The following is a 25698-nucleotide window of genomic DNA, read 5'->3' as shown; positions in this document are numbered from 1 at the left end:
GCACAAGGCCGAGGATGACGTCGAGGAAAAGGCGAGGTTGCCAGCAAATCGGAGGCAGAAGAAGCAGAAAAGATATGCCTTCGGTCATCCTCGCGAACAAACTCGACACCATTGACTATTTTTTTAAGAGTTCTGCCTATCGTGAAGGTCTCGGGCGCGGCCACCGTCAATTGAGGGCGATGGTCAATTGCGCGCAGGCGTGCTGTCGCATGGTGGGGCGCTGGAGTTAAGAGCCGAATTTCCTGGGCGGGGGCCACCATTTCATGTCGTTGATTGATCGTCTGTTGCAGCGTATGCGGATCGTGACGAAGGTCCTGTTCTTCTTGGTCCCTCTGATCGTTCTCATCGCGGGCATCGGTCTTTTCGGTTACTTCACCGCCGGCACGCTGAACGGCCAGATGACGCTGACGCGGCAGACGATCGATACGCTTTCCAGTTTCCAGCAGCTGCGCTCTTCGCTCACCGCCTTTACCGATCTGCCGGCGCCGGCCACCCGCGACCGGCTGATCGCCAGCATCGCCGATCAGCAGAAGGGCGCGGCGACGCTCGATGCCATGTTGATCGATCCCGCCCAGAAGCAGCAGATCTCCGTCGTGCGCGAACTCGGCGGCAAGATGCAGGGCAGCGCCGATGCGCTGTGGGCGGTGTCCCAGGAACGGGCGAATACCGAACAGGCGATCGACGAGGCGGTGGCGCAGCTTTTCAGGGAAAGCCAGACCGCCCGCAAGCAGCTCGACGTTCTGCAGGATCAGGCCAATGGCAAGGAGGCCTTCGTCCGGGCGCTTCTTCTCGATGCCTCGGCCTATAAGAACCTCGCGGCGCGTATCACGAAATTGCGCAAGGCGACCGCCGGTGCCGCCGACCCGCAGAAACTTGCCCAGGCCATCGGCAGCCTTCTGCCGCCGCTCGTCAAGGAAGTCGGCGAGAGCGAGGCGCTTGGCTCCGACAAGGCGAAAAGCCAGGTCGCTTCGCTGAAGCCGGTTCTGGAGAAGCTCGCCGCCACGGCGAAGGACATCGCCAATCTGTCGCTTGAAGGCTACGCGCCCGTCGACCAGGATCTGCAGCGTTTCGAGGAGCAGTTCGCAAAACTTGCCTCCGGCAACGCGGACACCGCAATCGAGCGTTTTGTCGGCATGGATGCGAGCATCGCGACGCTTCGCTCGATGGTGGCGATCGTCAACACCGCTTTCAAATCGATCGACGATCTGCGCCTGCACTTGAGCGAACTGAACAGGCGGGTCGATGCGGAATCGCGGGATGCGGTTCTGGTGGATCTGAAGGCGCTGCGTGAAAGCGCAGCCAAGCTCGAACCCCTGAGCGGCAAAAATGCCGCCTTGAAGGATCTTGCCAAGAAGATCGAGCCTTCGCTTGCCCTGATCGAAAAGAGCACGTCGGCGCTGATCTCGATTGCGGATCGGTGGCAGAACAACAGGGAGGCGGCGACCGAACTGGTGGCGGCCGCAAGCCATACGCTCGAACAATTCGTCAGCACGGCGCAGGAGAGCGGCAAGGAAATCAGCCAGCGCTCGGCCACGATGTCGCTTTCGGCCATGATTGCGGGCACGGTGCTTGCGATCATCGGCGGCCTGATGCTGATCGAAACGTTGCGCGGGCCGCTGAAGCGCATCACCCAGACGATGATGCGGCTTGCCGATGGCGATCTGAACGTTCCTATCGGCGACGGCAAGCGCGGCGACGAGATCGGCGACATGATCCGCTCGGTCACCGTCTTCCGCGACCAGGCGCTAGAAAAGACCAGATTGGAAGAGGTCGCCGAAGCAAGCCGGGCGCGCGACGAACAGGAGCAGGCCCGCCGCGCCGCCGAGCAGGCGCGCATCGAGGCGGAACAGAGCGAGGCCCTGAACGCGCTCTCCGACATGCTCGGCAAGCTCGCCAACGGTAATCTCGCCGCAGAGATGAGCGAGGATCTCGCTGCCGAATATGTCGCCATGGCCCGCACCTATAATCACGCCATCGATGCCTTGCGCCTGACGCTCGCCGAGGTTCGCAACTCGACCTATGAGATCGCCGAGGGCAGCACCAATCTTTCGGGAGCCGCCGACGATCTCGCCCGCCGCACGGAGCAGCAGGCGGCCGCCCTCGAGCAGAGCTCGCGGGTACTCGGCGAGCTGACCGCCAGCGTGCGCACGACCGCCGAGAATGCGCGCCAGACCTCGCTTTCAGTCGCCGAGGCTCACCGCCAGGCGGAGCATTCCGCCGCCGTCGTCGCCAAGGCCGTCGATGCCATGGGCGCCATCAACCGTTCGTCCGAGAAGGTCACGAGCATCATCGGCGTGATCGACGAGATCGCCTTCCAGACCAATCTTCTTGCGCTGAATGCCGGCGTCGAAGCCGCACGCGCCGGTGAAGCCGGCCGGGGCTTTGCGGTCGTTGCCCAGGAAGTGCGCGAGCTTGCGCAGCGCTGCGCCAAGGCTGCCCGCGAGATCAAGGATCTGATCTCCAACAGCGCGTCCCAGGTCGGCGCCGGCGTCACGCTGGTCGAAGAGACCGGCGAGGCGCTTTCCGCCATCATGGAGCATTTCACCTCGATCAACGGGCTGGTGCAGGTCATCTCCTCTGCCACGACCACGCAATACAAGGGCATCGACGAGGTGAACAATGCCGTTCGCGATGTCGAGCACATCACCCAGCACAATGCCGCCATGGTGGAGGAAAACACCGCCGAAATTCACCGGCTCCGGCATCAGGTGGAGGTGTTGAACGAGAGGATTTCCCACTTCCAGACCGCTGCTGCCGAGGGCCGCAGGCCATCGATCGCGCTCGCATCCTGACGGTGCAGGCGCTCATCCTGGGGTATCAGGCGTTAAGCGCCGGGACAGAGAGGAATGTCGGCTGAAGCCCGCCGGCGTTCGGATTCGGTGCGGAAGGAGCGGTATTGCCAGAAACCGTCGGGGCTTTCCCGCCGGTAGACGGTTTCGAGCCAGAAGACTGTATCGTCGATCGGCAGGACCGGGTGCCATGCATACCATTCCGACCAGATCTTTCTTGCGGCATCGCTCTCCATGATCGTCGTCCATCGAAGGAGTTTCTTGTCTCCGGTCTCCGGCACCGGCTCCTTCATATTCGATAAACGAGAATTATAATTCAAGATCATTCTTCAATTGAAATCATTTATCGCGCGGCGCTTGAAATATTTCGTAGCTGCCACCGCAACGTTTGCGGTTGCGCAAGGATGCCCGGCGGGTGAGCCGTGAGATTCCGTTCGGGGTGAAACCGAGGGGCTATCAGGCGATCGAGCGCAGCCCGAGATAGGCGGCCAGACTGACGGCGGAGAGCGCGATGGTCAGCCTGGGTCTTGCATCGTCGAACATCGCCGCCAGCAGAAGGCCGAGCATCAGGATGACGAATTTCGCCCAGAGATCCTGGTCGGAAACGGTAAAGGCCATTGCCGCCAGGAAGACGGCGCTTGCGACGATCGTCACCGGAGCGGATTTCTCGGCGAGATCGCCGCCCGGGAAATAGGGCAGGAGAAAACGCCGCATGCTCAAGCCGGAAGCCACGCTGAGGAGAAGACAGGTCAGGACAAGGTGCAACATGGGCCGGCGTTGATCGATCTGCAGATAGGGATTGCAGATGCAAACCCCATGCCAGCCTGAAACCCTCTATTCGCCGTTCGGCAGGGCAATATCCGGCGTCGCGTGGCTATTTCCGCGGCGTCGCGTTTGTTTTTTCGGCAGCCGTTTCCTCCCCCACTCGAACGACCAATTTATATCGTAATACGACTTGAGCGGCGGCAATGATTTTTATATAGAGAATTATCCGTTCCCATAATTTCGAAAACGAGATTTTCATTGGACCTTTCGTCGATCGAGATATTCCTTGCCGTCGCCAGCGACCGCAGCGTTACGAAAGCCGCCAAGGCCGTCGGGCGGGTGCCGTCGAATGTCACGACGCGCATCCAGCAATTGGAGGAAGATCTCGGCGCCTCCCTCTTCAGCCGTGACGGCAAGAAGATGACGCTGACGCGGGAAGGCGAGACCTTCCTCGCCTATGCCAACAGGCTGACGGCGCTTGCGCTCGAAGCGCGCCAGGCCGTGCGGCCGCTCGCGCCATCGGGCACGTTGCGGGTCGGCACGATGGAGAGCACGGCGGCAAGCAGGCTGCCGGCGGCGCTGACACAGTTCAACCAGATGTGGCCCGATGTGTCGCTGCAGCTGACCATGGGCGCCTCCCGCGATCTCACCCGCGCTGTTATATCGGATGCCCTGGATTGCGCGCTGATTGCCCGGCCGCCCAAGGCGATGCGCAAGGAAGAACCGGATTTCGATGCCGAGCTCAAGACGCTGGCGATGGAGCCGGTCTTCGTCGAGGATCTGCTGATCGTCCTGCCGTCGGGCCATCCCTCGATCAAATCCGCCGCCGATCTGCGCGTCGCCTCGCTCGCCGCTCTGGAGCCCGGCTGCACCTATCGCAGGATCGCCGAGAGCTGGGCGCGCAAGACCGGCGCCTTGCCGACCCGCGAGCTCGGCTCCTACCACGCCATCCTGGCAAGCGTTGCGACCGGCAATACGGCGGGGGTCATGCCGAAATCCGTTCTGGATCTCATGCATTGGCCGACGGCCGTCCAGACCCATCCGCTTGGCCCTGTCGAAACGCTGCTCGTTTACCGCAAGGGCGACCGCCCCAGCGCCTTCAATGCCTTCCACGAAGTTCTCGGTGCGACGAAGGGCAGAGATCTCAGGCTGGCAATGAACTAGCCCGCCCGCCTCCTTCAGTCGCCGATATCCCTCACGCAATTGGTCTTGTCATGCAGTATCCCGTTTCCCCGAAGGTGGGACCGAGTCGCTTCCGTCGTTTCCGCCTGTTCTCGCCGATCCTTGCCGGCGCGACCTTACGCGAGCGACTGATCGCCTGCCTCGGCGCTTTGCTGGCGATCGGGTTCACCGGCGTCATCAGCGGTTATCTGTTCGGACAGGGGCCGCATCTTCCGCTGATCGTGGCGCCGATGGGGGCCTCAGCCGTGCTTCTTTTCGCCGTGCCGGCAAGCCCGCTGGCGCAGCCATGGTCGATCATCGGCGGCAACACCATCTCCGCCATGATGGGCATCGTCGCCGCTTATTTCATCCGCGATCCGATCATCGCGACCGGTGTCGGCGTGTCGCTCGCGATCGGCGCGATGTCCTTCACGCGCTGCCTGCATCCGCCTGGAGGCGCGGCGGCGCTGACGGCCGTCCTCGGCGGTCCCGTCGTCGCCGGCTGGGGTTTTCTCTTCCCCTTCGTGCCGGTCGCCCTGAACTCCTGCATCCTCGTCTGCCTCGGCCTGCTGTTCCACAAGCTTTCCCGGCGGAACTATCCGCATGTGGTGCCGAAGCCCGCGGAGAACACGCACCAGACGATCGACCTGCCGTCCGCCGTGCGGGTCGGCTTCCGCGAGGAAGATCTCGATGCGGCGCTGGAAGCGCTCGATGAAACCTTCGATATCGATCGCGCCGACTTGAGCCGGCTGCTGCAGCAGGTCGAGCTGCAGGCGGCCATCCGGTCGAATGCCAGGATCAACTGCGCCGACATCATGTCGCGCGACGTGATCGCCGTCGGCGAAGCCGCGGAACCGGAGGCCGCGCGCCAGCTTCTCCTCAAGCACAATATCCGCACGCTACCGGTGAAAGATCCTGAAGGCCGCCTCATCGGCACCGTCGGCCTGCGGGAATTGTCGGCGAGCGCCGGTACGATCTCGGGCGCCATCTCGAGGCCGGCGGTGGCGAGACCGGCGGATGCGGCCCTGTCGCTGCTGCCCGTGCTGACGGACGGGCGCACGCATGCCGTCATCATCGTCGATGACGATTACCGCATCCTCGGCCTCATATCGCAGACGGATCTCCTGAGCGCCGTGGCGCGGCTGCTGCCGAATGACAGCGCGCCGATCCCGGCCGTGGCCTGATCTCGGAATGATTGGAGAATGAGCCGATGATGATCGAACGCGATCCGAACGGGGATTTCATCCTCGATTCATCCGAGCTCGCGCAGCGGTTCGGCCTGTCGCTGGCCGATCTTCGTCGCCACATGCGCCATGGCTCCCTCGTCAGCTCCGTGGAAATCGGCACCGCTGAACACGAAGGCACGAAGCGGGTGTCGCTACGCCTCGGCAACAGGCTTTGGCGCGCGGTGCTGAACGCCGAAAATGAAGTGCAGCATGAGGAGATGACCGTTCTTCGGGCAAACGCGCCGGGGCGGCCGCGGCGCTGAAATATCGCCGCGGATCCGCTTGCGGGATCAGACCTTCGGTTCGTCGCCTCTTGCGGGTTCGAACAGGCCGCGGGCCGCTTCGACCATCGAGCGCAGGTGATTGGGGTCGCGCACGCCCTGCCGGTAGAGTTCGATGATGATGCTCGCCATCCGTTCGGCCTCGTCGCTGTCCTTTGCCACCTGATAATCGGTGCTGATCTTGTCGAAGACGCGCTGGCAGGTTTCGAGATCGCAGGAATCCAGCGGAACCTGCGACCGGTTTACGATCGTTTGAACCATCTTCATTCCCTCGGAAAAGGCCCGTCCGGCGGTGCGGGCGGGCCGGCGATTGTTTTAGAAATCCATGCCGCCGCCGGCGGGCATGGCGGGAGCGGCGTCCTTCTTGGGCTTCTCGGCGACCATGGCTTCGGTGGTGACGAGAAGGCCGGCGATGGAGGACGCATCCTGCAGTGCGGTGCGCACGACCTTGGCCGGGTCGATGACGCCCTGCGCATAGAGGTCGCCATATTCCCCTGTCTGGGCGTTCCAGCCGTAGGAGAACTCGCTCTTCTCGCGCAGCTTGCCGACGATGATGGAGCCTTCCGCTCCGGCATTTTCGGCGATCTGGCGAACCGGCGTTTCGACGGCGCGGCGAACGATGTCGATGCCGACGCGCTGGTCGTCATTGGCGGTCTTGATATTCTCAAGCGCCTTGACGGCGCGCAGAAGCGCCACGCCGCCGCCCGGCAGAATGCCTTCCTCGACCGCCGCCCGCGTTGCGTGCAGTGCGTCGTCGACGCGATCCTTCTTCTCCTTCACCTCGACCTCGGTCGAGCCACCGACACGGATGACGGCGACGCCGCCGGCTAGCTTGGCAAGACGTTCCTGCAGCTTCTCGCGGTCGTAGTCGGAGGTGGTTTCTTCGATCTGAGCCTTGATCTGGGCGATGCGCCCCGAGATGTCGGATTTCGAGCCGGCGCCGTCGACGATGGTCGTGTTTTCCTTCTCGATCGAGATCTTTTTCGCTCGGCCGAGCATATCGAGAGTCACGCTCTCAAGCTTGATGCCGAGGTCTTCGGAAACGACCGTGCCGGCGGTGAGGATAGCGATATCTTCAAGCATGGCCTTGCGCCGGTCGCCGAAACCAGGCGCCTTGACGGCAGCGATCTTCAGGCCGCCGCGCAGCTTGTTGACGACGAGCGTTGCGAGCGCTTCGCCTTCGACGTCTTCGGCGATGATGAGGAGCGGCTTGGCGGATTGAACGACGGCTTCGAGAACCGGGAGCATCGGCTGCAGGTTCGAAAGCTTCTTCTCGTGGATGAGGATATAGGGATCTTCGAACTCGGTCCGCATCTTGTCGGCATTGGTGACGAAGTAGGGGCTGAGATAGCCGCGATCGAACTGCATGCCTTCGACGACTTCGAGTTCGGTTTCGGCGGTCTTGGCTTCTTCGACGGTGATGACACCGTCATTGCCGACCTTTTCCATCGCCTGGGCGAGATAGTGGCCGATGTCGGCGTCGCCGTTGGCCGAGATCGTGCCGACCTGGGCGATCTCGGAATTGTTGGAGATCTTGCGGGCATTGGTCTTCAGTTCGGCGACGATGGCGCTGACGGCAAGGTCGATGCCGCGCTTCAGGTCCATCGGGTTCATGCCGGCAGCAACGGCCTTGGCGCCTTCGCGAACGATCGCCTGGGCAAGAACGGTTGCGGTCGTGGTGCCGTCGCCGGCGATGTCGCTGGTCTTCGAAGCGACTTCGCGGACCATCTGGGCGCCCATGTTCTCGAACTTATCTTCGAGTTCGATTTCCTTGGCGACCGAAACGCCGTCCTTGGTGATGCGCGGCGCGCCGAAGGATTTGTCGATCACGACGTTGCGGCCCTTCGGGCCGAGCGTGACCTTCACCGCGTCGGCGAGAATGTCGACGCCGCGCAGCATCTTGTCGCGGGCTTCCGTGCTGAATTTGACTTCTTTAGCAGCCATGTCCTCACTCCTTCATAGGCAGCTAGCTTCACTCCGAGCACAGCCGTCTCAGGCGGCCTGCTTCCCTTCGCTCTGGGCCTTGATGATGCCCATCACGTCGCTTTCCTTCATGATCAGCAGGTCTTCGCCTGCGATTTTGATCTCGGTGCCGGACCATTTGCCGAACAGGATGCGGTCGCCGACCTTGACGTCGAGCGGCTGGATCTGGCCGGCATCGTTGCGCGCGCCGGGGCCGGCGGCAATGACCTCGCCTTCCTGCGGCTTTTCCTTGGCAGTATCGGGAATGATGATGCCGCCTTTGGTCTTCTCCTCGGAATCGACGCGGCGGACGAGAATGCGATCGTGAAGCGGTCGGAACGACATGCCTTCCTCCATGCACAAACGGTGATGACGGTCCCCTGGCCGAACCGGATGATCAGTCCGGGCGGGTGCGCCTCGCGTGCGGGCGCGTTTCGCGTAAATGATCTGGTTCGACGGCTTTTCGATTTCAAGAGGATGAAGGAAAAATTTAGCACTCTCCGTCGGCGACTGCCAGCCCTCATCGGACCAACGTCCAGGGAGTAGCGCCTGAGGGAACCGAAGATCAATTCCTGCGTTCGAAATGCAGGCGATGGTCGTCGCGCTCGGGTTTCGAAGGCGCGTTCAAGCCCACCAAGGCTTGAATCCGCACCTTGGCACTCCCAGCTCTTCGGTGATCGAGGCTTGATAAGCTCGGTTGTGTCCCACGTCTTTTTGGAGTGGCTGAAATGGAAGAGAAAACCAACACAATCAAAGACCTCAGTATCGAGGAGCGCGAAGAAGTCTTCGTCGATATCGCCCGCACGCTGGAGGATACGGCGCGTGAGGCCCTGGTCGAAGGCAATAGTCACTTCGCCGCCGTTTCCACCAACATGGCCGAAGCGATCCGCATCAATGCCGACGAACTTGCCCGTTACGATCCTGAAAATGCCGAGCTCGTCTTGCAGCAGGCGACCGAGATGATCCTGCAGTTCGAGGCCGTGCATCCCTATCGCATGGTGAGCATGGCCGTCCATTGATCGCCGGCCGCCTGTTCGGGCGGCCTTCTCCTTCCAAATCCATCGCATCATCCGGAACTCTCGCTGCCCCCGACGGTTATTGGATCGCGGGGCGAGCCTGCGCGCCTTGCATGACGGAAGGAGGACATGACATGACTTCCAATTCGACCGTGCTGCCCGAAAGCGGCACTGATGATGCGCGCTCAGCGGATACGGCACAGGCCGAGAGCGACCGCAAAAAGGCGCTGGACGCCGCCCTGCGCAATACGAGCTTGCCGGTAGACGCCGACAGCGGCTGGGAAACCCAGAGCCTGAAACTTGCGAAGGAATATCTTCGCCTCGGCGGCAACCGCCGCTCCAAGATCGACGACAACATCACCACTGTCCGCCATTGGAAGGAAGACCCGCCGGAGGCCGAACGGTTCTGGAAGGAACGGGTGGAGACGCTTTCCAAGGACGAGCGCAAGCAGGTGGAAGATTTTCTGCCGACCATCAATACGCCCTGAAGGCCGCCGCCTTCGGGCGGCCCATTCAATCGCGTTTCAAAGAGGAGGATGAAGAATGCATCGGCTCGACGCGAAAATGCAGAGATGCATCGATAATTGCCTGCGTTGCTACAGCGTTTGTCTTCAAACGGCGATGAACCATTGTCTCGAAGCCGGCGGCAAGCATACCGAACCCGCGCATTTCAGACTGATGATGGCTTGCGCCGAAATCTGCCGCACATCGGCGCACTTCATGCTGATCGGCACGGATCACCATAGGCACACATGCCGCGAATGCGCGGAAATCTGCTCGGAATGCGCAGCCGACTGCGAAAGGGTGGGCGACATGCAGGAATGCGTCGATGCCTGCCGAAGCTGCGCCGAAAGCTGCCGCGAAATGGCAGCCTAGCGCCTCGATCCGCTTAACCCGGAGGAGATCATGGCCATAGACAAGCACGAGCAGATACGCCGGCGCGCCTATGAGATCTGGGAGGCCGAAGGCCGCCCGGAGGGCGCGGAGCTGCGCCATTGGCTGCAGGCCTGCGATGAACTGGCCGGCGAGGACGAGCATGAGACGCTGCAGGACCTGATCGACGAAGACGACCGCGACGACGCGGCTCTGCTTCAGGCCGCAGGTGAGAGCGGCGATTTCGATCCGCCGCGAACGGCGCCCGGCCAGCTCGCCGCGGCGCCCATGCCCGATGTCGAGATCACGACGGGCGCAAAGCCTTCCGCGCGGGAGGTCAGGAAGACCGAAGGGCCTTGATCGCCATGCAGCATCTCGACCACGCCACGCAGATCGCTATGGAGGCTCATAAAGGGCAGACGGACAAGGCCGGCCAGCCCTACTTCGAACACTGCCAGCGGGTGGCAATGCTCGTTTCCGGCGATGAAGCGAAAACCGTCGCTTATCTCCACGACGTCGTCGAAAAAGGCAGCGGCTGGACGAGCCTGACGACGATTTCGTCAGGCGCGCGGCATCGAACCCGCTTGCCTTGCCGGTCAAGAAGGCCGACCTCGAAGACAATCTGCAACAGGCCGAGCAGGCCGGCAGGAAAACCGAGAAATACGAACGCGGGCTCGATATCCTCAGACAGATGCGGAACGCAGGATAGTCCGTCAGCCGGGAACAGGCGCGGCGTCGTCATGCGCGATATCGTTACTTCTGGCGTGGCTGCTGCAAATCCTCTCCCGCGGAAACCTGATGCCCGCTGCGCTTGGCCGCAACCGCCTCATAAAGCGTTCGAGCCGCGTTGCGAACCTCCTCCTGCATGGGCTGGTCTTTTTCATAGGCAGCATGGCTCGTCGCATAAGGCTCCCAATAGCCGATATACCGATCGATTTCGGCAAGCGCGCCGGCTGCAACGAGATCCATGGATTTCAGCCAGTCCGAAAGGCTTCTGCGGGTGTTCTCAGTACCTTCCGTGTCGCCATGAACGATGACGGAAAACATGCGGCCCGCCAGATGCCGGGGATAGGGCCAGCCTTTCATTTCGAGTTCCTTGGCCTCCTTGGCATGCTTGCCATGGGTGCTTGTCGGATCGGGATTGCCGCCATCGGCGCAGACGAGCCGGTCGATCATCAGCTTCAGGGCGGACGGCGCCTGGTACCAGTGCACCGGCGTGACGATCATGATGCCGTGCGCCTCGACCCACATCGGATAGATCTCGTTCATCCAGTCGTGGATCTGGCCAAGCGAATAGTTGGGATAGCAGCTGCAGGGCCAATGGCACAGGGCGGCCGAGGTGGAGAAGCAGGCCTTGCACGGATGGATCTGCCGGCCATATTCGGAGGCCACCCGGCTGAGATCGAGGACCTCGACCTTCACGCGCGGCTGCTGCTCCAGCACCGCCCTTGCGATCTCGACCATGCGGTAGCTTTTCGAAAGTTCTCCCGGGCAGGTGTGCTCGCTGCGGGTGGAACCATTGACGAGAAGAATGCGGATGGGGCCGTTCGGATCTTCGTTCCGCTCCTGCGCGGCATGAATGGCATCGCGGGCCGCCAGCCAGTCCTCGGCCAGATCGTAATCAGGGTCCGCGAAGCCCGGCCCGGCTTTCCGCGTCTTCGGGCTTTTTCTCGAATTTGCGTAAGCCTCCCAGGCCGCCGAAGCGAGCTTCGAAAGCTCGGCCTGCAAAACGCCATAGGCCGGGTCCCTGAACTGGTTGAGGAAGCGCCGTTTGAACGCAGCTTCGTCGAGCCTCGGGCTGGGGCTGCCCTTGCGAGGTTCGAGATCGGCGGTTGAAACGGCGGGGTCGGCGGACATGGGATCTCCTGAGGCCGGTGCTTGGGTGAACGCATCGGCGAATGGAGGGTTCCTCCGCTTGTCGGCCAGGAGCACCATCCACACTGGGCGACAACGACCAACGGTAAGGCGCTTATTAACCGGCACGACCTATAGTCGCGTTTCTATGGGCAAACGGAGGATTGTCTTGTCCGGCGAGCTGCACACAATCTTTGCAACGGGCGGCGCATTGTCGAGCCGGCATGATCTTGGCGATTGCCTGAAGCAACGGGGTATCGTGCTGCGCATTCCCGGTGGCAATGAGCTTCATGAGAGCGCCGGCAATCGGCCCCTGCCTGCGCTTATCCTGCTGGACGCGGCGTCGCCGGAGGGACGCGGCCTGGAAGACTGCCGGCGTCTCAAGGAAAATGCTGCCACGCGCGATATCCCGGTCATCATCCTCGTCTCGCCGCAGGATGAAGAGACAACGATTGCAGGGCTTGCCGCCGGGGCGGTGGATTGCCTCTCCAATCTCGTCTCCACCGCCGAACTCGTCGCCCGCATCGAGAGACATATCGAACTCGGCGCGGCTCACGCGCGGCTGCAGCAGCGCAACGAGCAGCTCGATACGGCGCTTGCCAGCATGGGGCAGGGCGTATGCCTGTTCGACGAAGGCGGCCGGCTGCTGCTTTCGAACAGCCGCTACGCGGAAGTCTACGGACTCGATCCATCCGTCATCCACCCGGGACAGTCGCTCGAAGACATCTTGAACCTCCGGCATGAAGTCGGCGCCGTTCCCTTCACCTCGACCTCGGAATATCTCGCCTGGGCCGAAGCGACCAATATGGGCGACACGCCCCGGGATTGGGTCAAGGAACTCAAGTCGGGCCAGATCATCCGCGGCTATCATCAGCGCACGCGCGACGGCGGCTGGGTGTCGACCCATGAGGATATCACCAAGGCCTGGCACGCGGAGAAGGCCCTTGCGCAGGCGCATCTTCAGGCGGAGCGCGCCGAGCAGGAGGCGCGGGCTGCGCATGCCCGGCTTCTGGCGGCTTTCGAAGTCGTGCCGGAGGGGCTCGTCCTGTTCGACGCCGAAGACCGCTTCGTCCTGTGGAACCGCAGATATGAACAGCTCTACGAGGAAAGCGGCGACAAGCTCCTCAAGGGAATGCGTTTCGAAGACCGTCTCCGCGAAGGCATCGAATGCGGCCAATATCCGGAAGCGGTCGGGCGCGAGGAAGAATGGCTCGCCGAGCGGCTGGCCTATCATGCCGAGCCCAGCAGCAAGCATGAGCAGCGCCTGCCCGGAAACCGATGGATAAGGATCGAGGAGCGCCGCGTTTCCGATGGCGGCAGCGTCGGCATCCGCGTCGATATCACCGATCTCAAGATGCAGGAGGCCTCGTTCAGACTGCTGTTCGAAGGCAACCCGATGCCGATGTGGGTCTATGATCGGGACACCCTGAAATTCCTGCACGTCAACCAGGCCGCCATAGACCATTACGGTTATCGCCTGGACCAGTTCCTGACGATGACGCTGCTCGACATCCAGGCACCGGAAGATGCAAGGCGGCCGGAGACTGCCGTCTTTGACGCGGAGGACCCCGCCGCCGCCTCGACCCGCTGCTCCCGGCATGTCAAGAAGGACGGCACAGCGATCGACGTCACCGTCTATTCAACTTGCCTCAACTACAAGGGCAGCGCCGCGGCGCTGGCGGCCGTCGTCGACGTCACCGAAGCCAAGCTTGCCGAAAAGGCATTGCTGCAGCACCGGGACACGCTCGAAGAGATGGTGCGATCGCGCACCGTCGAACTGGCGCGGCAGACCGAAGAACTCGAACGGATGCTCGAACAAGAAAAGCAGATCAACGAGTTGCAGCGCCAGTTCGTGTCGATGGCATCGCATGAGTTCCGCACGCCGCTTGCGGTGATCGATGGTGCCGCGCAACGGCTGATCCGGCGCAAGGAGGCCGCGACGCCCGAGTTCCTCGCTGAAAAGGCGGAGCAGATCCGAAGCTCGGTGTCTCGCATGCTCGAACTGATGGAAAGCATTCTTGCCGCCGGGCGGCTGGACCATGGCCGCATCACCATCGTGCATAAGCCCTGCTCGATTGCCGAGATCATCGAAACCTGCAGCGCCCGCCAGGAGGGCATCCGGCGCTCGCATCGCTTCCTGCTCGACCTCGATCGCCTTCCCCCCATCATCTTCGGCGATCAGCCCGCGCTGGACCAGGTCTTCAGCAACCTCTTCTCGAACGCCGTGAAATACGCGCCCGATGCCCCGAATGTCCACGTCACTGGCTGGCAGGAAGGCGAAAGCGTCTGCATCAGGGTGCGCGACGAAGGCATCGGCATCGACGCAGACGACCTGCCGAAGATGTTCCAGCGCTATTTCCGCGCCAGAAGCTCCACCGGCATCGCCGGCACCGGCATCGGCCTCAACCTCGTCAAACAGATCATCGAGCTGCACGGCGGCACGATCGAGGTGGCAAGCAGCCGCGGCAACGGCACGACCTTCACGTTGCGGCTACCGATCGGCGCGGAGATATCGGACGAGCTGCGCGTTGCTGGTGCACGGTAGGCGAGGCAGAGATTGTCAGTAACGGCGGCCCTCATCCCGCCATTCGCGCAATTCTGCTTGCGTCGTGGACCGACGATGGGTCCGTTGCGCCTTAATTTCGGCGATCAACGCGTCGATATCGTTCTCGTGGCGAATTCGAGAAAGGCGAGCAACCGGCTTGGTACCGCGAGAGATGATGACCTCTTCGCCTGCTTCGACCTTCGCCAGCAATTCAGATAGACGAGCCTTTGCTTCAGCGACTTTGACTGTGATCGCCATAGTGGTCTCTCCCCTTGTTTGAATCTCTCGTCTAGCCGGAGCGAGTTATGTTAGCAGATACTGCAGCATCCTCTTAAGGGTCAAGAAATTGACGACGATTTTTCTCCTCCGACACGGCGAGACCGTCTGGAATGCGGCCGGTCGCTTTCAGGGGCAAAAAGATTCCCCTCTTACTGGAAGAGGACAGCAGCAAGCGGATGAGGCGGGTCGGCGCCTCGCTCGCGAGCTTGAGCGGCATCCGGGTCAAATCGATGTTCATGTCAGCCCGTTAGGCCGCACGAAGGAAACAGCGGCACGCATTGCGCGGTATGTGCCCTTGGGCAGCCGCGACGAACCGCGATTGATGGAAGTGACGATCGGCTCCTGGGATGGCATGAGCCACTATGAAATCGACATGGAATATCCGGGGATGCTCGAAGGCGCCGATGCTTTTAACTGGTTCTTTCGATCGCCGGATGGAGAAACATTCGATGCAGCTTGCGCCCGCATCAAGGACTGGCTGTCGCAGCTTCGCTCGACCACGATAGCCATATCCCATGGACTGACGGGGAGACTGATACGAGGCATGTATCTTGGATTATCAAGGGAAGACATGCTGGAACTACCGGTGCCGCAGACTGGATTTTATCGGCTTCAGAATGGCCAAGCCCAACACGTCGAATAATTCTCCTCGCCGAGGTCGTCTCGTCGAGCTGACGCCGACACTCAGCGATCAGGAGCTTGACGCGATCGCGGCGTCGCAGATGTTGTCGGGGCTCAGTCATCTCGATGCTGAGCTTTTGAAGGACAAGCACATCGCTGACGGACCGAAAGTCCGCTGACCTTCTGCTATTCTTACCCCTTAACCTTCAAGGCTTATCTACGATCGGAGAGAAAATGCCGGAACACGCACGCCGTTCTCGCGGATATCTCGCTCCACCTTTTTAAGATCGGGATATGCCGGCGGATTGTCCAGCGCCTCTGCCCAAGCCGCGCCGTTGGGGAGCGCCATTGCTGCCGTCACGAGCACAGTGGTGCCGGGGCCGATTTCGCCGCGTAGCTGCGGCAGCAAGGTCTTGGCGTGGATCAGGTTGGTGTTCGGGATCGGGCTCATTGCGTGGCCGGCCCTGGGCTTCGGCGATAGGTCGACGATGGCGCTGACATCCGTCTGTCCGTACCAGACGGCCCGGCCTTCAGCCTGTTCGGAGCGATCGGCGTTGAAATCGGCGCGTTCGATCGCGAAGCCGCCCTCGATGGTGCTCAGCGCCCGGCGCGTGGCGACGCGGTGGATGCGGATGTGCCAGGGGTTTGCGGGAATGAGCCAGGTTTCGATGGTGACGTCGTTCCAGGGGCGCCAGCGCGAATAGAGCCGGTCGCCCGATATCAGCGCCTCCTCCATTGTTTCGCGCATGCGGAAATGGGTGCCGTCGTCGGAGAGGCCGAGCATGCCGTCGAAGCTCGCGGCCGCAAAACTCCGGTCGTCGGCCTCGATGTTGAAGGCGTAGCGGGTGGAATAGACGAATTTCGAATATTTCTCGTTGGCGCCGCGCATCTTGTCGTGCTGCTGGCCGGAAGAGAGTACGACGACATTTCCTGGCGTATGCATGGCGACCATGCCGGCCGGCTTCAAGGGAACCGGCTGCGGGAATTGCGGCTGCGGCGCTTCTGCTGCAGCCCAGAAGGGATGATCCTCGGGAAGGGCGAGTGGCAGGAAGAATTTGAGCGCCCAATAGGGCGAGCCGGGCGAATTGTAGCTCTCGCTCATCAGGAGGTTCGGATAGCCGTAGCCGACGGAGAGAACGCCGTCGCGGTCGGCGATCGGCAGCGCCGACCACCAGCGGATATGGCGCATGTAATAGCCCTTGATCTCAGCCCAGGGCAGCGCTTCGACACCGGCAAAGGCAAGCGCGCCCCAGAAGCCGCCCGCCGCAAAGCGGTAGGTCTGGCTGCGGCCGAAGGCAAGGGCTGCTCCATCGGGGCCGAACCAGTGGCGGATATCCCGGGCGAAGATTTCGGCGCGAGCGCGGAAGCGCCCCTTGCGCGCTTCGTCGTCGCGCGCCAGCACGGCATAGATCAGGCCGTAGAAATGCATGGCGAAGGGGATGTAGTGATCGACCCGCCTGACCGGCCCATCGCGATACCAGCCTTCGCCGAGATCGAAAGCCTCCGCTTCGTCGAGATAGGCGACAGTTTTGCCGTGGTCGAACGGAACACCGACGCGCTCCAGCCCGAGATCGATGAGGACGCGGAAGAATTTCCAGTTGTTGTCGATGAATTCCAGTTCCCGCGCCGCGCTGAGATAGGCGGCGACCGTCTTCTTCTCGCTGTCGCTCAACGGCTCCCAGATGTGCTCGGGCACCAGCGCCAGCGCGAAGCCGACGGCGGCGAGTTCGACGAGCCGCTGGTTGCGGTCGGCGAGATCGCCCCAATATTCGGGATGGGCGGGGTTGGTGCCATTCGCCAGCCCGCGCCGATAGAGATCCCAATGCGGGAAGTGGCCACCGCCGGCGGCGAGGGGAACGATGCCCCAGAGCGGCCGCGCAAAACCTTCCAGATCCGCCGCCGCCCGGTCGAAGATCGCGCCGGTAGCGCCGAGACAAACGCGGGCGCCGCCTTCGGAAAAATAGGGCAGAAGCGGCTCGAAAAGGTCGATGACGGCCTTTGCCAGATCGTCGCGCGTCTTCAGGGGATTGCCGGAAAGCGGATTGGCCCGCGCAGGATCGTAGATCATCGTCAGCTCGAAATTTCGTAAAAACAGATTCGGCCGCGGGCCGATCCTGACCCGCGGCCGCCGGTATCTCATGAGGCCTACTTGATGGCCTTCACGCCTTCGGTCATTTCCTTCAGCCCGTCGTCGACGGAGGTGTTGTCGGTCATGATCGCGTCATGGGCGCGGTTGAGCACGACCTCGATCTTGGCGGCGTTCGGGTTGACGGCCATTTCCAGGTAGGCTTTGGCCGGGATCAGCGCTTCCTTGCTGGCCTCATCCTGCGGGAAACCGGGCGTCGAGGCGATCTTGGCGCTGACGTCGGCGGTCTTCAGCGCCGGGAAGGTGCCGGTCGATGCGACGACGGCCGCGCCCTCGGGGCCGGTGACGAACTTGATGAAATCGAGCGCGGCCTCCTTGTGGGTGGAATTGGCATTGACCGCCAGGCCCGAGATCTGCGCGGCGGTCGTACCGGCCGGCACGCCATCGGGATGCGGGAACTTCACGATGCCCCAGTTCTTGCTCTTCGATTCACCCGATTTGACCTTGGCGATCTGGGTGCCGACGAACCATGTGCCCATCGGCAGCATGCCGATCGTGCCGTTGAAGAAGAGCGCCGAGTAATGCGTGTTCGAGGTCTTCAGGAAGGCATAGGAGGGGATGGCGCCATCCTTCTGCAGGGTGAGCGCGCGTTCGTACCAGGGCTTCAGGAAGGCGTAGTCGCCATCGACCAGTGTGTGTTTTCCGTCGAGGATGCCGGGCAGCTGGACGGTCGAACGCCAGGTATGCAGCAGCGCGCCATAGGTCTTGTTGGTGCCCATGCCGCCTGCGAGCTTCTCGGCGGTCTCGTCGAACTGCGCCCAGGTCATATCGTTGGTCGGGTAGGGGACGCCTGCCTTGTCGAAGATGTCCTTGTTGTAATAGACGATCCAGAAGTCGGAGCGGAACGGCAGCGAATAGATCTTGCCGTCGATGGTCAGCTCCTCGATCAGGCCGCCATATGGCGCCGGATCGATCTTCTGATCCTTCACGAAGCCACTGAGATCGGCGATGTTGCCGGCGCGCACCAGATTGGTATAGCCCGGCACGTCCTTGATGGTGACGATGTCGATGTCCTTCGAGCCGCCGGTCAGCTGCGTCGAGATCATCTGCTGATAATCCTGCGAGCCGAGATCCATCGGCTCGAACTTCACGTTCGGATGCTTGGCCTGATAGGCCTCGATCAGCGGCTTGTAATAGGCTGTTTTGTCCCAGTCCCACAAAGCCCATTTCAGCGTCACGGCGTCCTCAGCAAACGCTGCGCCTGCCGTCGTCGCGGCCAGAGTGAAACCTGCCACGGCAAGTTTCACCGTCCTCCCGAATTTATCCAAATACATTCCTGTTCTCCTTCCCTGGATCGTCTCTGGATCAGTTATTTTATGAAGTGTCGGTGCGGCCGCATTGCCTCTGGCAGGTCCAGAACCAACACCACTGCCCGATGGACGCCGAATGCGACGGCGAACATTCCGAGTGAAAAATTGAAGGTCGCCGGCATGAACACGGAAACCGGATAGAAGAGGATGTGCGCCAGCCAAAGCGCGGCGCTGAAGGCGAGCGCTGCAAGCGCCGGCAGCGGGCGGGCGACGGAGGCGAGCGCGGCCAGACGAAAGAGCCGCAGCGCCGGCAGGTCGCGCATGACCATCAACACGATGAGATGGCAGGCGAGCACGGCGACGAAGACGGTGGCAACAAGCGCGACCGCCAGCGGTGCGGCGAGCATCAGATTGTCACGCGCGCCAGCGGCATAAGTGACAATTGCATGGACGCCGATCGCAAGCGTGCCTGCCAAGGCCAGGCCCCAGGCGGTAGCGCGCCAGAAGTAGCGCAGGAAGGCTTCCAAGAAGTCCCTGAGCAAATAAGTATTTCGATCTTCGACAAAGGCCACCGAGACCCGGGCCATGGCGGCGAGTGCCGCCGGCAGCGTCACCACGAAGAGCGAGGCCAGGATGAACAGGATGTTGAGCTTGACCATCTCCCACCATTCGCGGGCGAGAATGTCGGCGAACAGGGCAAGACCGGTCTTCGCAGGCGCATCCTTCGGAATGCCCGGCCCCTCCTTCGTCCACATATCCCGCAACCACTGCATGGCCGTCTCCCGCAGGCGCCTCAGTAAAGAATCGAGCGTTCCGTTTCCTTGTCGAACAGCTGCGCATTGCTCATGTCGGCGACGAGGCTCGCCTCCTCGCCGATATCGGGTCGGAAGCGCGGCGACACACGGGCGATGAGATTGCGGCCGCCGGCGACCATGTTCAGATGCACCTCCGAGCCCATGGGCTCGGCAAGCTCGACCACTGCCTTCACGGGCGCGAGATTTTCGGCCGGGATGTCGGCCGGCGGCAGTTCGTGGAAATTCTCCGGGCGGATGCCGAGCACCAGCTCGCGGCCCTCATAGGGAGCGATCCTGCTCCTGTCGAAATGGGCGGGCAGCGGCAGTTCCCGGCCGTCGAAAATGGCGACGTAACCGTCGCCCCGGCGCTGGATCGTCGATGGCAGCATGTTCATCTGCGGTGCGCCGATGAAGCCGGCGACGAACATGTTGACGGGGCGGTCGTAGAGGTTCTGCGGTGTGTCGACCTGCTGGATGTGCCCGTCCTTCATCACGACGATCCGGTCGGCCATCGTCATGGCTTCCACCTGGTCGTGGGTGACGTAGATGAAGGTGGCGTTAAGGCGTTTGTGCAGCTTGGTGATTTCCGAGCGCATCGTGCCGCGCAGCTTGGCGTCGAGATTGGAAAGCGGCTCGTCGAGAAGGAAGACGGCAGGGTTGCGCACCATGGCGCGGCCGAGCGCGACGCGCTGGCGCTGCCCGCCCGAAAGCGCTTTCGGCTTGCGGTTCAGGAGATGGGTGATGTCGAGGATCTTGGCGGCGTCCTGCACCTGTTTGTCGATGAAATCGCGCGACACTTTGCGCAGCTGCAGGCCGAAGGCCATGTTCTTGTAGACGGTCATATGCGGGTAGAGCGCATAGTTCTGGAAGACCATGGCGATGTCGCGGTCCTTGGAGGGGACATCGTTCATGACGTCGCCGCCGATCCGAAGTTCGCCGCCCGAGATCTCCTCAAGGCCGGCGATCATCCTGAGCGTCGTCGATTTGCCGCAGCCGGAGGGGCCGACCAGGATGATAAATTCCTTGTCGGCAATTTCCAGATCGATATCGTGGACGACGGTGAGTGCGCCGTAGGATTTGTTCAGCTCTTTAAGCGAAATGCTGGCCATCGGGTTCTCCTGACGTCACCAATAGGAAGACCAGCGGCGCGAAAGGCGCGTCAAAGCTTCCATGTAATAATAATCTCCCCAGGAGACGCACTCATCGACGCCCTCGCCGCGGCAGGTGTTGAAGGGCGATTTCTTCGAATAGGTGGCGTGCAGCACCAGGCCGTTGGAGACCGTGGGGTCCTTGACCGCATAGTGATCGGCAAGGCTCTTCACCATGCGCCGCGCCAGCATGCGGTAGCGCTCGGCGGCTTCGGCATCGACCAGATCGGCCATCTCGAGCAGGCCGCAGGCGGTGATCGAAGCCGAGGAGCTGTCGTGCGGCTCGCCGTCACCGTCCGAGAAGACGAGATCCCAATAGGGCACCATGTCGGCCGGCAGCCGGTTGAGATAGAAGGCGAGCAGTCGGTCGAAGGTTTGGCGATATTCCTCGATCCGCTCGTAGCGGTAGGAGATGGCCATGCCGGCGATGCCCCAGGCCTGGCCGCGCGCCCAGGCGCTATCATCCCGGTAGCCCTGTTTGGTGGCGCCGCGCCCCGGCGCGCCGGTGACCGGGTCCATGTAGAACGTGTGGTAGGTGGAATCGTCGGGCCGCACCGAGTTGGCGAGCGTGGTGCGGGCATGGGTGAGCGCGATCTCGCGGTATTTCGGGTCACCCGTCTCGCTGCTTGCCCAGTAGAGAAGCGGCAGGTTCAGCAGGCAGTCGATGATGTAGCGGTATTCTTCCGGCCTGCCTTTGCGGCCCCAGGCCTGGATGAACTGGCCGATCGGCTGGAAGCGCTCGATCAGCTGATCGGCGGCCAGGATCGCCGCCTTGCGGCCGTCCTCGTCCCCAACGAGTTTCCAGGCGGCGATGCAGGAGGGCGAATAGAGAAAGCCCATGTCGTGATGATCGGTCTCGATGCGGTTGACGATCCGATGCAGGAAGGACTGGACCTGGATCTGCGCAGCATGGCGGAACACAGGATCGCCGCTATGCTCGAAGGCGAGCCAGAGCTCGCCCGGCCAGAAGCCGGCCGTCCACTGGTCGTTGGCAACGGCGGGATAAAAGTTGTTCACGCTCGAGTGGTTCTGCGCGGCATAGGTGAACTGAGGAAGGTTGCGCCTGACCTGCGCGACGGCAAGATCGAGCGCGGCGTTCACTTCCTTGTCGGTGATCGGCTGCGGGACGACAGTTGAAACGGCATTCATGGCTTTACCCCTTCAGTCCCGTCGAGGCGATGCCTTCGACGAAGAAGCGCTGCAGAGCGAGGAAAACGACGAGAACGGGCACGAGGGCGACGACGGAGGCCGCCATGATCAGCCCGTATTCGGCCGAATATTGCGAGATGAACATGCGCAGGCCGATCTGGACGGTCTTCAGCTCGGTCTTGGTCAGATAGATCATCGGTCCGAGGAAATCGTTCCAGGTGCTGACGAAGGTGAAGATCGTCAGCGTCGAGAGGGCGGGCTTGGAGAGCGGCAGCATGATACGCGCCCAGATCTGGTATTCGTTCATGCCGTCGATGCGCGCCGCCTCGCAAAGCTCGGTCGGGATCGACATGTAGAATTGCCGCATCAGGAAGACGCCGAAGGCGGTGAAGGCCTGCAGGCAGATCAGCGCCAGATGCGTGTTGTTGAGGCCGAACTCGCGCATCAGCAGGAATTGCGGCACCATATAGACCTGCCAGGGCATGGCGATGGTGGCGATATAGCCGAGGAAGAGCGTGTTCTTGTAAGGGAAGTTCAGCTTGGCGAAGGCGTAGGCGGCAAAGCTGGAGGTCAGGAGCTGCAGCAGCGTGACGATGATCGTCAGCTTCGAGGTGTTGTAGATGAAGAGCGCAAGCGGGATCTTCGTCCAGATGTCGACATAGTTCTGCCATTGCGGCTCAGACGGTATCCACTCGATCGGGAAGGCGAAAACGTCGCGGCTGAGCTTCAGCGATGCCGAAAGCATCCAGGCGAAGGGCATCAGCATCACCACCGTCACCGTGATGACGATTGCATAGAGGAGGACCGTTTTGACGGTGATCTTGCGCCCGGCGATCCTCATGCCTCGTCCTCCCTCTGGCGGCGGAACTGGAAGATCGTGACCGCAAGCACGAGGAAGAACAGCACCAGCGAAATCATGCTGGAATAGCCGAGATCCCAGGAAATGAAGGCCTCGTTGTAGATGTGGTAGACGAGGACGAGCGTCGAGGTGCCGGGGCCGCCCTGGGTGATCATGAAGATCTGGTCGAACACCTTGAAGGACTGGATCGTCAGCATGACGGTGACGAAAAAGGTCGTCGGCCCGAGCTGTGGCACCGTGACATGGATGAATTTCTGCCAGGAATTGGCGCCGTCGAGGTCGGCAGCCTCATAGAGCTCGGCATTGATGCCCTGCAGGCCGGCCAGGTAGATGACCATGTAATAGCCCATGTTCTTCCAGATGCCGAAAAGGATCACCGTCACCATCGCCCAATGGCGGTCGGCCGCCCATCCCGGCATGTTCTTCGGGTCGAGGCCGAGCGTGTAGAGGATCATGTTCACCGGCCCCATCTCGGGATTGAAGATCATGTTCCAGACGACGGCGACGGCGACCAGCGAGGCGACATAGGGAAAGAACATCGCCGTGCGGAAGAAATTCCGCCCCGCGATCTTCTGGTTGAGAAGGACGGCGAGGCCGAGCGCGCAGAGCAGCGTCGCCGGCACCGAGGCGACGGTGTAGATGATCGTGTTCCAGAAGGCCGCGACGAAGGCCTTGTCGTCGAACAGTCGCCAGAAATTATCGAGCCCGGCGAATGTGATCGCATTCGAGCCGTCCCAATGCATGAAGGCGAGCGCGAAGGCGAAGAGGATCGGGCCGAGCGTGAAGACGGCGAAACCGATGAAATTCGGCGCGATGAAGGAATAGGCGACGAGCGCGCTGCGAATCTTGCGCTGGCGCTTGGACAGCGCCGCGACCTTCCGGCGTGGAGTTGCCGGGGCGCCATCCCTGGCGATGACCGAATTCGATATGGACACCGATGCTTCCTCCTGGTCGGGCATTCCGCTGGCGGCTTCCGGGCTTTTCTAGCCTCAATCCAGAGCCGTTCGGGCGGACGGGCGCCGCCTGTTCTTCCTCCTGCCAAGGACATAGCACATCTCCGGTATTGGTCAAACAAGTTCTGAATAGATCATACAAATTTTATGGCGAGCGCCGAAAACATATGATAGGTGGAAATGAAGGCCAGAGGCCGATCGATGCTTTTCCGCTGCGGGGAGGGATATGTTCAGCGAGATTTCAGGCGCGTTGCCGGACGTCCTCAGCGATTTCACGCCGGGCGCCATCTACTCCGACCGCGAGAGATGGAACGGAGTGCCGCAGGCAGTGCGCCACGTGGTCGTGCGCGATGCGGAAGCCACGCTTGCACGCGCATGGCCTCTGATCACGGCCGCGGATTACCGGGAATATACGGCGACCGGCAATCGTTCGCGTTTCGAGACGCTTTATTTCACGCGGCGGCGGATGCTCAACGATCTGGTGCTGGGCGAACTCGTCGAAGGAAACGGCCGGTTCCTGCCCGGCATCGTCGACGGCATCTTCCTGATCGCCGAGGAGAGCGGCTGGCAGCTTCCGGCGCATAATGCCTATGGGCGCGGCGGCCCGCGTCTGCCGCTTCCCGACAGTTCGCAACCGGTCGTCGATCTCTTCGCTGCCGAAACGGCTGCCCTTCTGGCAACGATCGTCGCCTTGCTCGGCGCTGCGCTCGACAGCATCAGCCCGGAGATTGCGGCGCGCGTGAAACGCGAGATCGAGGCCCGCATCCTGACGCCCTATCTCGGCCGGCATTTTTGGTGGATGGGCGACGGCGACGAGCGGATGAACAACTGGACGGCCTGGATCACCCAGAACGTCCTGCTGACCACCTTCTCGCTGAGAACTGATCAGCCGACGCGCCGCGCCGTTGCCGAAAAGGCGCTCGGCAGCCTCGATGCCTTTCTGAAGGACTATGCCGAGGACGGCGCCTGCGAGGAAGGCGTGCTCTATTACCGCCACGCCGCACTCTGCCTGCACGGCGCGCTGACCGTGCTCGATCGCGTCGCACCCGGCCTGTTCGCCAAGATCTGGCGGCAGCAGAAGATCCGCAACATGGCTGAATATATCGCCCACATGCATGTGGCCGGCCGCCATTATTTCAACTTCGCGGATTCTTCCGCCGTGGTCGAACCTTGCAGCGCGCGCGAATATCTGTTCGGCAAGGCTGTTGGTTCCGAGATGCTGGCCGCCTTCGCCGCAGCCGACCGGGCGGAAGCCGAGAGCCCGCACCTGCCGGGGGAATGGAACCTCTGGTATCGCGTGCAGGAACTGCTGACCGGGCCGGCAATTCCAAAGACCGAGCCGAATCCGGTGTCCGGGCGGGATATCTTCTATCCCGGCATCGGCCTGTTCGTCGCCCGCGACGGGCAGTTTTCGCTTGCGGTCAAGGGCGGCAACAATGGCGAGGGCCACAATCACAACGATGTCGGCAGCGTGACGCTCTACAAGAACGGACGCCCGTTCCTGATCGATATCGGCGTCGAGACCTATACCGCCAAGACCTTCTCGCCGCGGCGCTACGAGATCTGGACGATGCAATCGGCCTATCACAACCTGCCGACTTTCTCCGGCGTCATGCAATCCGCCGGCGAAGCCTTCGGTGCTAGGGATGTCGAGGTCGAATTCGGCGAGGCGCGCGCGCGCATATCCCTCGAAATTTCAGGCGCTTATCCCGAGGAAGCGCAACTGCGCAGCTATCGCCGCACGGTCTCCTTGCTGCGCGGCCGCCATGTCGAGATCGTCGATACCCATGACGGCGACCGGCCGGCGGTCCTGTCGCTGATGGCGTGCGTCACGCCTGTTATCACCGAGAACAGGATCGATCTCGCCGAGCTCGGCAGCATTCTTGTCGACGGCGCCGGCGAAATCGAAATCGACGAGATCGAGGTGAATGACGCCAGGCTGAGATCGGCCTGGCCGGAGAAGCTCTACCGGCTGCGCCTGCCGCTCGCCGGCAAGTGCCTGAGATTGCAGATAAATTAAATAGTTA

At 62.0% G+C, this 25698-nt stretch carries 26 protein-coding genes and 1 pseudogene; 13 read left to right on the top strand and 14 right to left on the bottom strand.

All coding sequences use genetic code 11. From position 1 onward, the window contains the following. The first annotated feature begins 263 nt into the window (after positions 1 to 263). Positions 264 to 2792 (top strand): methyl-accepting chemotaxis protein, encoded by a 2529-nt coding sequence (locus tag CO670_RS25820; protein ID WP_097592864.1) that lies wholly within the window; start codon positions 264 to 266, stop codon positions 2790 to 2792. A 32-nt stretch (positions 2793 to 2824) separates the two neighbouring features. Here CO670_RS25820 and CO670_RS25815 read toward each other — a convergent pair whose 3' ends face one another. Next, a complete protein-coding gene (locus CO670_RS25815; RefSeq protein ID WP_097592872.1) occupies positions 2825 to 3025 on the bottom strand; it encodes a hypothetical protein in 201 nt (66 codons plus the stop codon). Between the two features lie 220 nt (positions 3026 to 3245). Further along, on the bottom strand, positions 3246 to 3557 hold the full coding sequence (locus CO670_RS25810) for a hypothetical protein (RefSeq protein ID WP_097592863.1): 312 nt from the start codon (positions 3555 to 3557) through the stop codon (positions 3246 to 3248). A 255-nt stretch (positions 3558 to 3812) separates the two neighbouring features. Here CO670_RS25810 and CO670_RS25805 point away from each other — a divergent pair, with 255 nt between their 5' ends. Genes CO670_RS25805 through CO670_RS25795 form a run of 3 tightly spaced genes read left to right on the top strand, consistent with a single transcriptional unit; the run spans position 3813 to position 6204 of the window. Further along, entirely contained in the window at positions 3813 to 4718 is a 906-nt protein-coding gene (locus CO670_RS25805) for a LysR substrate-binding domain-containing protein (RefSeq protein WP_097592862.1), read from the top strand. Positions 4719 to 4768: 50 nt separating this feature from the next. Then, entirely contained in the window at positions 4769 to 5899 is a 1131-nt protein-coding gene (locus tag CO670_RS25800) for an HPP family protein (protein ID WP_097592861.1), read from the top strand. Positions 5900 to 5925: 26 nt separating this feature from the next. Beyond that, complete coding sequence (locus CO670_RS25795) at positions 5926 to 6204, top strand: DUF6522 family protein (RefSeq protein WP_097592860.1); 279 nt, start codon at positions 5926 to 5928, stop codon at positions 6202 to 6204. Positions 6205 to 6231: 27 nt separating this feature from the next. On the opposite strand, the gene CO670_RS25790 is transcribed toward CO670_RS25795, so the two are convergent. Genes CO670_RS25790 through CO670_RS25780 form a run of 3 tightly spaced genes read right to left on the bottom strand, consistent with a single transcriptional unit; the run spans position 6232 to position 8529 of the window. After that, entirely contained in the window at positions 6232 to 6483 is a 252-nt protein-coding gene (locus CO670_RS25790; protein WP_097592871.1) for a hypothetical protein, read from the bottom strand. Between the two features lie 54 nt (positions 6484 to 6537). Beyond that, positions 6538 to 8166: a chaperonin GroEL gene (groL, locus tag CO670_RS25785; RefSeq protein WP_097592859.1), complete on the bottom strand. Its 1629-nt coding sequence runs from the start codon at positions 8164 to 8166 to the stop codon at positions 6538 to 6540. A gap of 48 nt (positions 8167 to 8214) precedes the next feature. Then, positions 8215 to 8529 carry a co-chaperone GroES gene (locus CO670_RS25780; protein WP_097592858.1) on the bottom strand — a complete coding sequence of 105 codons (315 nt, stop codon included), beginning with the start codon at positions 8527 to 8529 and terminating at the stop codon, positions 8215 to 8217. Between the two features lie 383 nt (positions 8530 to 8912). Between CO670_RS25780 and CO670_RS25775 the strand changes: the two genes are divergently transcribed. The 5 genes and pseudogenes from CO670_RS25775 to CO670_RS33460 all read left to right on the top strand — a co-directional run bounded on the left by CO670_RS25775 (position 8913) and on the right by CO670_RS33460 (position 10782). Continuing rightward, a complete protein-coding gene (locus tag CO670_RS25775; RefSeq protein WP_097592857.1) occupies positions 8913 to 9203 on the top strand; it encodes a hypothetical protein in 291 nt (96 codons plus the stop codon). A gap of 131 nt (positions 9204 to 9334) precedes the next feature. Continuing rightward, positions 9335 to 9688, top strand: coding sequence for a hypothetical protein (locus CO670_RS25770; protein WP_097592856.1), 354 nt, complete (start codon positions 9335 to 9337; stop codon positions 9686 to 9688). A 55-nt stretch (positions 9689 to 9743) separates the two neighbouring features. After that, entirely contained in the window at positions 9744 to 10076 is a 333-nt protein-coding gene (locus CO670_RS25765) for a four-helix bundle copper-binding protein (protein WP_097592855.1), read from the top strand. A 30-nt stretch (positions 10077 to 10106) separates the two neighbouring features. After that, positions 10107 to 10433 (top strand): DUF2934 domain-containing protein, encoded by a 327-nt coding sequence (locus CO670_RS25760; protein ID WP_097592854.1) that lies wholly within the window; start codon positions 10107 to 10109, stop codon positions 10431 to 10433. Between the two features lie 5 nt (positions 10434 to 10438). Beyond that, a pseudogene (locus CO670_RS33460) lies at positions 10439 to 10782 on the top strand (metal-dependent phosphohydrolase). A 44-nt stretch (positions 10783 to 10826) separates the two neighbouring features. Here CO670_RS33460 and CO670_RS25750 read toward each other — a convergent pair. Beyond that, positions 10827 to 11930 (bottom strand): flavodoxin family protein, encoded by a 1104-nt coding sequence (locus tag CO670_RS25750; protein WP_097592853.1) that lies wholly within the window; start codon positions 11928 to 11930, stop codon positions 10827 to 10829. Between the two features lie 145 nt (positions 11931 to 12075). Here CO670_RS25750 and CO670_RS25745 point away from each other — a divergent pair, with 145 nt between their 5' ends. After that, entirely contained in the window at positions 12076 to 14472 is a 2397-nt protein-coding gene (locus CO670_RS25745; RefSeq protein ID WP_097592852.1) for a PAS-domain containing protein, read from the top strand. Positions 14473 to 14487: 15 nt separating this feature from the next. Here the strand turns inward: CO670_RS25745 and CO670_RS25740 are convergent, their stop codons facing one another. After that, positions 14488 to 14730, bottom strand: a complete 243-nt coding sequence (locus CO670_RS25740; RefSeq protein WP_097592851.1) for a type II toxin-antitoxin system prevent-host-death family antitoxin — start codon at positions 14728 to 14730, stop codon at positions 14488 to 14490. An 88-nt stretch (positions 14731 to 14818) separates the two neighbouring features. On the opposite strand from CO670_RS25740, the gene CO670_RS25735 reads away from it, so the two are divergent. Both CO670_RS25735 and CO670_RS32695 read left to right on the top strand, forming a co-directional pair. Next, on the top strand, positions 14819 to 15394 hold the full coding sequence (locus CO670_RS25735; protein ID WP_097592850.1) for a histidine phosphatase family protein: 576 nt from the start codon (positions 14819 to 14821) through the stop codon (positions 15392 to 15394). Beyond that, entirely contained in the window at positions 15369 to 15551 is a 183-nt protein-coding gene (locus CO670_RS32695) for a hypothetical protein (RefSeq protein ID WP_141502392.1), read from the top strand. The genes CO670_RS25735 and CO670_RS32695 overlap by 26 nt, the downstream gene beginning before the upstream one ends. A gap of 38 nt (positions 15552 to 15589) precedes the next feature. Here CO670_RS32695 and CO670_RS25730 read toward each other — a convergent pair whose 3' ends face one another. The 7 genes from CO670_RS25730 to CO670_RS25700 form a co-directional block, all read right to left on the bottom strand. Further along, positions 15590 to 17440 (bottom strand): DUF2264 domain-containing protein, encoded by a 1851-nt coding sequence (locus tag CO670_RS25730; RefSeq protein WP_097592870.1) that lies wholly within the window; start codon positions 17438 to 17440, stop codon positions 15590 to 15592. A 77-nt stretch (positions 17441 to 17517) separates the two neighbouring features. Continuing rightward, on the bottom strand, positions 17518 to 18792 hold the full coding sequence (locus CO670_RS25725; protein ID WP_097592849.1) for a sugar ABC transporter substrate-binding protein: 1275 nt from the start codon (positions 18790 to 18792) through the stop codon (positions 17518 to 17520). Positions 18793 to 18827: 35 nt separating this feature from the next. Further along, positions 18828 to 19541, bottom strand: a complete 714-nt coding sequence (locus tag CO670_RS25720) for a YesL family protein (protein WP_097592848.1) — start codon at positions 19539 to 19541, stop codon at positions 18828 to 18830. Positions 19542 to 19561: 20 nt separating this feature from the next. Next, positions 19562 to 20671 carry a sn-glycerol-3-phosphate ABC transporter ATP-binding protein UgpC gene (gene ugpC, locus CO670_RS25715; RefSeq protein ID WP_097592847.1) on the bottom strand — a complete coding sequence of 370 codons (1110 nt, stop codon included), beginning with the start codon at positions 20669 to 20671 and terminating at the stop codon, positions 19562 to 19564. A 15-nt stretch (positions 20672 to 20686) separates the two neighbouring features. Then, a complete protein-coding gene (locus tag CO670_RS25710; protein WP_097592846.1) occupies positions 20687 to 21859 on the bottom strand; it encodes a glycoside hydrolase family 88 protein in 1173 nt (390 codons plus the stop codon). A 4-nt stretch (positions 21860 to 21863) separates the two neighbouring features. After that, positions 21864 to 22700, bottom strand: coding sequence for a carbohydrate ABC transporter permease (locus CO670_RS25705; RefSeq protein ID WP_085744656.1), 837 nt, complete (start codon positions 22698 to 22700; stop codon positions 21864 to 21866). After that, entirely contained in the window at positions 22697 to 23677 is a 981-nt protein-coding gene (locus CO670_RS25700; RefSeq protein WP_245425999.1) for a sugar ABC transporter permease, read from the bottom strand. The genes CO670_RS25705 and CO670_RS25700 overlap by 4 nt, the downstream gene beginning before the upstream one ends. Positions 23678 to 23897: 220 nt before the next feature. Here CO670_RS25700 and CO670_RS25695 point away from each other — a divergent pair, with 220 nt between their 5' ends. After that, positions 23898 to 25691: a heparinase II/III family protein gene (locus tag CO670_RS25695; protein ID WP_097592845.1), complete on the top strand. Its 1794-nt coding sequence runs from the start codon at positions 23898 to 23900 to the stop codon at positions 25689 to 25691. Positions 25692 to 25698: the final 7 nt, after the last annotated feature.

It is taken from the genome of Rhizobium sp. J15, assembly GCF_002531825.1.
Taxonomy (GTDB): Bacteria; Pseudomonadota; Alphaproteobacteria; order Rhizobiales; family Rhizobiaceae; genus Rhizobium.
This window is presented reverse-complemented; position numbering and strand designations above follow the sequence as displayed.